Annotated in this window: 10 protein-coding genes; 4 read left to right on the forward strand and 6 right to left on the reverse strand. The window is 74.5% G+C overall.

Features of this window, described 5'->3' with window-relative positions:
• Nucleotides 1-261 precede the first annotated feature (261 nt).
• Entirely contained in the window at nucleotides 262-567 is a 306-nt protein-coding gene (locus tag FNX44_RS20740) for a 4a-hydroxytetrahydrobiopterin dehydratase (protein WP_143650080.1), read from the reverse strand.
• A 107-nt stretch (nucleotides 568-674) separates the two neighbouring features.
• The gene (locus FNX44_RS20745; RefSeq protein WP_143650082.1) at nucleotides 675-938 is read right to left on the reverse strand and encodes a hypothetical protein; all 264 of its coding nucleotides are present in this window, start codon (nucleotides 936-938) and stop codon (nucleotides 675-677) included.
• Between the two features lie 151 nt (nucleotides 939-1,089).
• Here FNX44_RS20745 and FNX44_RS20750 point away from each other — a divergent pair, with 151 nt between their 5' ends.
• The 4 genes from FNX44_RS20750 (at nucleotide 1,090) to FNX44_RS20765 (ending at nucleotide 4,192) form a co-directional block, all read left to right on the forward strand.
• Nucleotides 1,090-1,716, forward strand: a complete 627-nt coding sequence (locus FNX44_RS20750) for a class I SAM-dependent methyltransferase (RefSeq protein ID WP_143650084.1) — start codon at nucleotides 1,090-1,092, stop codon at nucleotides 1,714-1,716.
• A gap of 354 nt (nucleotides 1,717-2,070) precedes the next feature.
• Complete coding sequence (locus tag FNX44_RS20755) at nucleotides 2,071-2,685, forward strand: ATP-binding cassette domain-containing protein (protein WP_173019238.1); 615 nt, start codon at nucleotides 2,071-2,073, stop codon at nucleotides 2,683-2,685.
• Nucleotides 2,682-3,281, forward strand: a complete 600-nt coding sequence (locus FNX44_RS20760; RefSeq protein ID WP_153507545.1) for an FtsX-like permease family protein — start codon at nucleotides 2,682-2,684, stop codon at nucleotides 3,279-3,281. Before FNX44_RS20755 ends, FNX44_RS20760 begins: the two co-directional genes overlap by 4 nt.
• Nucleotides 3,282-3,391: 110 nt before the next feature.
• A complete protein-coding gene (locus tag FNX44_RS20765; protein WP_143650090.1) occupies nucleotides 3,392-4,192 on the forward strand; it encodes a hypothetical protein in 801 nt (266 codons plus the stop codon).
• Here FNX44_RS20765 and FNX44_RS20770 read toward each other — a convergent pair.
• From FNX44_RS20770 to FNX44_RS20785, 4 genes are all read right to left on the reverse strand, one after another.
• Nucleotides 4,176-4,892, reverse strand: coding sequence for an alpha/beta fold hydrolase (locus tag FNX44_RS20770; protein WP_143650091.1), 717 nt, complete (start codon nucleotides 4,890-4,892; stop codon nucleotides 4,176-4,178). The two genes, FNX44_RS20765 and FNX44_RS20770, sit on opposite strands and share 17 nt — an antisense overlap.
• On the reverse strand, nucleotides 4,889-6,109 hold the full coding sequence (kynU, locus tag FNX44_RS20775) for a kynureninase (RefSeq protein ID WP_438948037.1): 1,221 nt from the start codon (nucleotides 6,107-6,109) through the stop codon (nucleotides 4,889-4,891). The genes FNX44_RS20770 and kynU overlap by 4 nt, the downstream gene beginning before the upstream one ends.
• Nucleotides 6,110-6,125: 16 nt before the next feature.
• The gene (locus FNX44_RS20780; RefSeq protein ID WP_143650094.1) at nucleotides 6,126-6,938 is read right to left on the reverse strand and encodes a tryptophan 2,3-dioxygenase family protein; all 813 of its coding nucleotides are present in this window, start codon (nucleotides 6,936-6,938) and stop codon (nucleotides 6,126-6,128) included.
• A 291-nt stretch (nucleotides 6,939-7,229) separates the two neighbouring features.
• Complete coding sequence (locus FNX44_RS20785; protein ID WP_143650096.1) at nucleotides 7,230-7,643, reverse strand: DUF3151 domain-containing protein; 414 nt, start codon at nucleotides 7,641-7,643, stop codon at nucleotides 7,230-7,232.
• Nucleotides 7,644-7,657: the final 14 nt, after the last annotated feature.

Below are 7,657 nucleotides of genomic sequence, written 5' to 3' on the forward strand. Positions count from 1 at the left end.
GGTGTCCGGGCGCGGCAGCGGGCGGCGGCCGGCGGTGGGGCGGTGCGCGCGGGGTATTCGCCGGGCGATCCGGCGCTTCCAGTACAGCAGCCGGAACCGCAGATGATGTTTCGGCACGGCCCTCGCCTCCCCCTGCGCTCCGGCCCCGGTCGGCCGTCGGTATGCGCTGCCTCCTCGCTCCATCGTCGCACCGACCACCGACAGTCCGTTCGGACATGGCGCGAGAGCCGGTTCGGAGCACGCGCCGGAGAGGCGGCGGGGTCAGACCGGGGTGGCCTGGTGGTCGGCGGCGATCTCGTTGATGCGGGCCGCCATGTCGGTGTCCTTCTCGGTGACGGCACCGCCCTCGGAGTGGGTGTTGAGGACAAAGGAGACCGTCCCGTAGAGGATGGTGATCTCCGCGTGGTGGTCGGCGGCGTCCTCGGCCGCCGCGACCGCCACGTACAGGCTGGGGACGAGGGTCCTGTCGACCCGGTACGAGGCGGTCAGTCCCTTTTCGGCGACGCGCCAGCCGGGCAGCTGGGCCACGGCCCGGTCAAGGTCCTCGCTGCTGAGCGGTGTGGGCATGCGGTCCTCCTCGCGGTTCGTGTCATGGCCGACTATGCCCCGACGACCCGGAAGTGATCCCCGTCCGACACTCCGGAGCGCCGCCGGTGGAAGCCGGCCGGCCGTTCTCAGTACGGGTATAGGGCGAAGATGAAGAGGTAGAGGACGCTCGCCAGCCCGGTGGCGAACCCGACGGCGGACTGCGCCTGCCGGTACCCGCCGGCCAGGCCGAGACCACCGAGGGCGGCGGCGAGGCCGCCGGCCGGAAGCGCGAAGAAGAGGGCGAAGAAGCCGTACGCCGTCACACCTGCGAAGGCGATCAGGCCGAGGAAGAGGGAGACGGGCCCGTAGAGGGTCGCGGGGTTGTCGTTGGCGGTCGATCGACTGGTCATGTCGGATCCGGTCCTTCCTCGCGTGCTCGGGTGCCCGCGGAGGTGGATTTCCCCTGTACGGCCCATCATGGCACTCACCGCTTGCCGCCCGATCCGCGGGTCACCGCAAAGCGCGGCCGGCTGCTGTGGGGCCCCGCAGTACCGTGGCCGGATGGACGCGGGCGGCACGGACGGCTACTGGAACCACAACGCGCACTACCATCCGCTGGTTCTGGCCGCCGTGCCGGACGGCTGCCGCTTCGCGCTCGAAGTGGGCTGCGGCGACGGCTTGTTGGCGCGGAAGCTGAGCCGGGTGTCGGCGGCGGTGACGGCCGTGGACCGGTCGGCGGAGATGGTCCGCCAGGCGAGGCGGGCCGCCGCACCGGCCGGGGCCGCGGTCGACTTCCGGGAGCTGGATGTGCTCGACCCGTCGGCAGGTCCGGAACTCCCTTCCGGTTCCTACGACTTCGTCTGCTCGGTGGCCGTCCTGCACCACCTGGGCACGGCGGCCGGGCTGCGCCGGATGGCCGAACTGCTGCGGCCCGGCGGGATACTTGTGGTCGTCGGGCTGGCCCGGACGGTCACGCCGCCGGACTGGCTGGTGAGCGCCGCCGGGGTACCGGCGCACCGGGTGCTGGCCCGCAGGCACGGCGGGCCGGTGGAGCCCGCTGGGATGCCGGTCGCGGAACCGGCGGAGAGCTGGGGCGAGGTCCGGCGGACCAGCGCCCGGATCCTGCCGGGCCGCCGCTGGCGCCGCCGGCTGCTGTGGCGGTACTCGATTCACTGGCGCAAACCCTGAGAGTCCGGTGTCCGCGTGCGTCGGTCTGTCCACAGCTTGTGGACAGACCGACGCACTCCCCGCCGTGAGCGGGTGGCCGCCGCGCGTACGCCCCCGCCGAAAGGTGGGGGTAAGGATCCATCTGCCGACGGACGGCTGACGGGCGCCACGCCGATAGCGTGGAAGCACGGACACGGAGAGTGCGGTCGGACCGGGCCGCGCACCTCTGCGGTGCCGTGCGGTCGGGGGGTCGCGCGGCGCCGCGGCTCCGGTCGGTGAGGGGAAGGCGGCAGAAGGCACGTGGGCGTGCTGATCGAGGCACGCGGGGTGGCGACGCCCTCCACACGTGCCGGACGGACGGTTGGAACGCCGGCCGTGATCGATCTCCGAGTGAGAACGGGCGCGGTCACCGTCCTGCTCGGTGGGGCCGACTCGGGGGCCTTCCGGCTGCTGCGCGTACTGGGCCTGCTCACGCCGCCCGACGGCGGCCGGGTCCTGCTCGACGGGCGGGACACCAGCAGGCTCCCCCGCTGGGAGCTCGCGGACATCCGCCGCGACCGCTTCGGCTACGTACTGCCCGAATGCGGCCTGCTGCCCCGGCACTCGGCCGGACGGAACGTGCTGCTGCCTTACGACGGCCGCTACGGGCCGGCCGACGAACGGGCGGCGCTGGTGTTGGAGCGGGTGGGCGTGCCGCCTTGTCGCGCGTCGTACCGGCCGGACGAGCTGAGTGAGAGCGAGCGGTGCCGGGTCGTCCTGGCCCGCGCCCTGGTCAACGGGCCGTCGGCGGTCCTCGTGGAGGAGCCGACGGCCGGGCTCCCCGAGGCGGAAGGGCGGCGTCTGCTCACGCTGCTGGGCGAACTCGCAGACGAGGGACGGGCCGTCGTGATCACCGCCCGAGGCCACGACGTGCTCGCCGCGGCGCACGAGGTGCATCGGCTGACGGCCGCCGGGCTGCGTTCCATCACGCGGCGGCGGGTGGCCGGGTGAGTCCGCTGCGGCTGGCCGTGTGGAACGTGGTGGCGTCACGGCGGCAGTTCCCGCACCTGGTCGCGTCGGCCACGCTGGTGGCGGTCGCGTTGTCCACAGCCCTGTGTACGGCGGTTCTCGCCGGTGACGCCACGGGCGACTCCCGGCCGGGGCCGGCGCTCGACGCGGGGCACGCGGTGCCCGCCGGGCATGCCGAGGGCGCGGGTCCGGCGGCCGGACGGCCGGTCGGCTCGGGCGGCGGGACCTCGCCGTTCGTGGTGTGGTCGGGCGTCGCGGCGCTCGCCGGGCCGGCAGCCGTCGGCGCGTTTGTCGTCGGTGGTCGACTGGCGCGTCGACGTGAGCGGGAGATCGGCGTGCTGAAGGCGGTCGGCTTCCGCGACGGTGACGTCGTGCGGATGCTGTTCGCGGAGGCGGGCATCGTCGGCGTCTCGGCGGCGCTGCTCGGGCGGCGGGTGGATGCGCTGCCGTCGCTTCCGGCGGCGGTCCTCGCTACGGCCGTACTGCTCGCTGTCCTGGCGGGCGCGACCGGCCCGGCCCGCCGCGCCTGCCGACTCACCCCACTCGAGGCGATGCGCCGCGACCACCGCCAGCGCTGACCGACGGCCGCACGCCGCAGGCGGCGCGCCGCACGGCGGGACCATGCGGCCGGGGGCGTCGGGGTCCAACGGCCCTGGGCCCAGGGCCGTGGCGGGCGCAGGCTGGGCGTATGGGACGTGACCGTGACCCGGGCGCGGGGCGCGCGCCGCTCGTCGACCGGCTCGGTCGGCGGCTGCCGCGGTCCCCGGTGAACCGGCTGCTGACGACGTTCGGCGCGCTGCGCTTTGTCGGCGCGCGGCCCGCGCACGGCGGAACGTCGCTGTGGTTCCACTGGTGGCGGTGGACGACGCTCGGCGAGACGGTCGGTTTCTGCTTTCCCGCCGTCGTCGCCGTCGCCCTGCCGGGCGTCTCGCCGCCGGCGCTCGCCGGTGCGTTGCTGGTGGCGGGGGCCTTGGAGGGCGCGGTACTGGGCGCCGCGCAGGCGCACGTGCTGCGGCGCGCGCTGCCCTCGGTGGAGGGTGTCCGCTGGATCGCGGCCACGGCCGTCGCCGCGCTGTTCGCCTGGGCGCTCGCGCTGACGCCGACGGTCGTACCGGGCGGTGTGGGCGGCTGGCCTGCCGCGGTGCTGGTGCCGGCCGCCGTGGTGGCGGGCCTGGCGCTGCTGCTGTCCGTCGGCGTGGCCCAGTGGTGGGTGCTGCGGCCTCACGTGCCGCGTGCCTGGCTGTGGATACCCGCGAACGCGGTGGCCTGGTCGGCCGGGCTCGCGATGTTCGCCCTGGTCTCGACGCCGCTGTGGCGGGAGGGGCAAGGGCCTGTGCTGGTGGCGCTGATCGGAGTGGGCGCGGGGCTGGTGATGGCCGCGACGTTCGCGGCCGTCACCGGCTGGGCGCTGGTGCGCCTGCTGCGCCGGGCCCGCCAGGGCGCCCCGGAGCCGGAGCGCGCCCCGCGCGGGGTCACACCCGGCGGATGATGTCCAACAGGACGCCGTACGCGGGCTTCGTGGGGTGGAACGGCGCGAAGTGGCCGACGCCGGGCAGCAGATGGAGCCTGGCGCCCCAGTTGTTGGCGTAGCGGCGGGAGAGTTCGATCGGTACGTCCTGGTCGGCGGTGCCGTGCAGCACCTCGACCGGTACGCGCGGAAGCAGCCGCATCGGGTCGGCCTCCGGCAGCAGCCGGCGCACCTCGGCGTGGCCGCCGAGGAACTCCGTCACGGCGCCGTCGCTGAGCCCGAGGTCGTAGGCGCGGGAGAGGTCGGCGACGGGCGCGACGGCCACGACGCGGTCGGCGGCGCGGTCCCGCCGGGCGGCCGCCCACAGCGCGAGCTGGCCGCCTGCGGAGTGGCCGAGCAGCACCTTCGGCGGGCCGCCGAGGTGGTCGAGCGCGGCGTCGACGTCCTCGGAGGTCTCGGCCCAGCCGCCGCCTCCGCCGACCCGGCGGTACTCGACGAGTTCGACGGAGAAGCCCGCGGCGCCGAGGGCCGCCGCGAACGGCGACAGGTGCCGCCGGTCGTAGGCCTCCCGCCAGTAGCCGCCGTGCAGCACGGTCACCCGGGGGCCGCCCCGGGGCCCGTAGCGGTCGACGACCTGCGACGGGTGCGGACCGTACGCCTCGCTGCCCACCGGGTCGGGCCGGTCCAACGACACCAGCGCCGACCACTCCGTACCGCTCACCCGACGACCTCCCCCAGCACCCGTGCGGCGCGTTCCACATCGGTGAACGAGGTGTACAGCGGGGCGAAGCCGAAGCGCAAGACGCCCGGCCGACGGTGGTCGCCGACGATGCCGCGCGAGATCAGTTCGGCCATGACGGGCTCGGCGTCCTCGCAGTACAGCGAGACCTGGCTGCCCCGGCGGTCGTGATCGAGCGGAGTGACGCACTCCAGGCGCCCGGGGGGCGCGTACTGCTCGACGCAGTGCAGGAAGAAGTCCGTGAGCGCCAGCGACTTGTCGCGTACGGCGCCGATGTCGACGCCGTCCCACACCTCCAGCGCGGCCTCCAGCGCCAGCATGGACAGCAGGTCGGGCGTGCCGACCCGGCCGGCGCGGATGTCCCGCGCGGGCGCGTAGTCGGCCGTCATGCCGAACGGGTCGCGGTGCGAGTGCCAGCCGGGCAGCGGAGAGTCGAACGCGGCCTGGTGCTCGCGGCGGAGGTACAGGAAGGCGGGCGAACCGGGGCCGCCGTTGAGGTACTTGTAGGTGCAGCCGACGGCGAAGTCGACACCGCGCGCGTCGAGTTCGACGGGCAGCGCGCCGGCAGTGTGGCACAGGTCGGCGATCAAATAGGCGCCGGCGGCGTGCGCGGCGGCGGTGATGCCGGGCAGGTCGTGCAGTTCGCCGGTGCGGTAGTCGACGTGGTTGACGAGGACGGCCGCCGTGCGCGGACCGACGGCGGCGGGCATCTCGGCGGGCGTCACCGGGCGCAGGGTGCGGCCGGTCAGCCGGGCGGCGGAGGCCGCGAGGTAGCCGTCGGTGGGGAACGTCGTGGCGTCCACCAGCACCTCGTCGCGCTCCTCACCGGCCATGCGGACGGCGCCGACGACGGCCTTGAAGACGTTGACGGAGGTGGAGTCGCCGACGACGACCTGGCCGGGCGCGGCGCCGACGAGCGGTGCTATCCGGTCGCCGATCCGTTCCGGTGCCTCCCACCAGCCGCTCTCGGTCCAGGAGCGGATGCGCATGCTGCCCCACTCGTGGGCGACGACGTGCGCCAGCCGGTCGGGGACGGCACGCGGCAGCGCGCCGAGGGAGTTGCCGTCGAGGTACACCGTCTCCGGCGAGTCGTCGAGGACAAACGCGTCCCGGCGGTCGGCGAGCTTGTCGGCGCCGTCGAGGCGCAGCGCCTCCCGCTGGAGGTCGGCGGGCTCGGCGTCAGGGCTCATGGGGCTCATGGAGGTCATGGGGGTCTCAGACATGGCTGCGGGCCGTCCACAGCTCGGGGAAAACGTTCTTGCGGGCGCGCTTCTCCAGCCAGGCGACGCCGGCTGAGCCGCCCGTGCCCTGCTTGGAGCCCATCGCGCGGCGGGTCGCGACGAGGTGGTCGTTGCGCCAGCGCCACACCAGCTCCGCGACCTCCGTCAGCGCCTCGCCCAGCCGGGCCGGGCCGGCCTGCGGGTCGCCGGAGTAGACGGCCGCCCAGACGGCCTCCACGCCCGGGTCCGGCTCGTAGCGCTGGGTGACGTCCCGGGTCAGCACGTGCGCGGGGATCTCAAGGCCCTGCCGGTGCAGGTGGAACAGCACCTCGTCGTAGAGGCTCGGCTCGTGCAGCGCCTTCTCCAGCTCGTCGTGCACCCGGGGCGCGCCCCGGTGCGGCACCAGCATCGACGCCGACTTCTCGCCGAGCAGGAACTCCATCCGGCGGTACATCGCCGACTGGAAGCCGGAGCCCTCGCCCAGCGCCGCCCGGTAGGAGTTGAACTGGGCGGGGGTGAGGTGCGCCAGCGGCTCCCACGAGGCGTTGAGCGACTTCAGCTCGTAGGTCGAACGGCGCAGAGCGGCGAGCGCGGTGTCCAGGTCGTCCGCCCGCAGGGCGTCGGCGGCGGTCTGCCACTCGTGGACGATCACCGTGAACCACAGCTCCATGACCTGGGTGGTCACCAGGAACACCATCTCGCCGGGATCGTCCGACAGGGGATGCTGGAGGTGCGTGAGTACATCGGCCTGGACGTAGTCCTCGTAGGGCGTCGTGCCTGCGAAGTCCAGGTTCGGGGTCTCCGACATTGGGGGTCTCCTCAAAACTCACCCGGGGTCGCCGGGTCGTCCCGGGCCGCCGGGCCGTACCGCGATCATCACCGCCCGGCGACGCCCGGAGCAAGCGCCGATCCCCACAGAGTTACCGGATCGGACCGGTCCGACACGGCAATGGCGAGGATCGGCCCGACCACTGGAACGCACGCCGGCGGCGCCGGGCGCCCGACCAGGCGCGACGCCCGCGCCGGGCTTCCGGACGGCAGGAACATGTCGGGCCCGGCGCGCCCGTGGGGCGACGCCGGGCCCGACACGGCCACGGGCTCAGGACAGGGTGGCCGCCGCGGTGGGCGAGCTCTCCTTCAGGAACGTCGTGCAGCGCTCGTACTCCTCGGTCTCGCCGATCTCCTTGGCGGCGCGGGCGAGGGCGTGCAGGGCGCGCAGGAAGCCGCGGTTCGGCTCGTGCTCGAACGGCACCGGGCCGTGGCCCTTCCAGCCGCTGCGGCGCAGGGCGTCCAGACCGCGGTGGTAGCCGGTGCGGGCGTACGCGTACGACTCGACGACCCGGCCGGCGGCGAACGCGTCGTCGGCCAGCTGCGCCCAGGCGAGGGAGGAGGTGGGGTGCGTGGCCGCCACCTCGGCGGGGTCCGCACCGCCCGCCAGCAGCTCGCGCGGCTCCGGGTCGTCGGGCAGATGGGTCGGGGGCGGACCCCCGAGCAGATTCTCGTGAATGGCCATGGCCCCCAGTGTGC

This window comes from Streptomyces alkaliterrae (assembly GCF_007097205.2).
Classification (GTDB): Bacteria; Actinomycetota; Actinomycetes; order Streptomycetales; family Streptomycetaceae; genus Streptomyces; species Streptomyces alkaliterrae.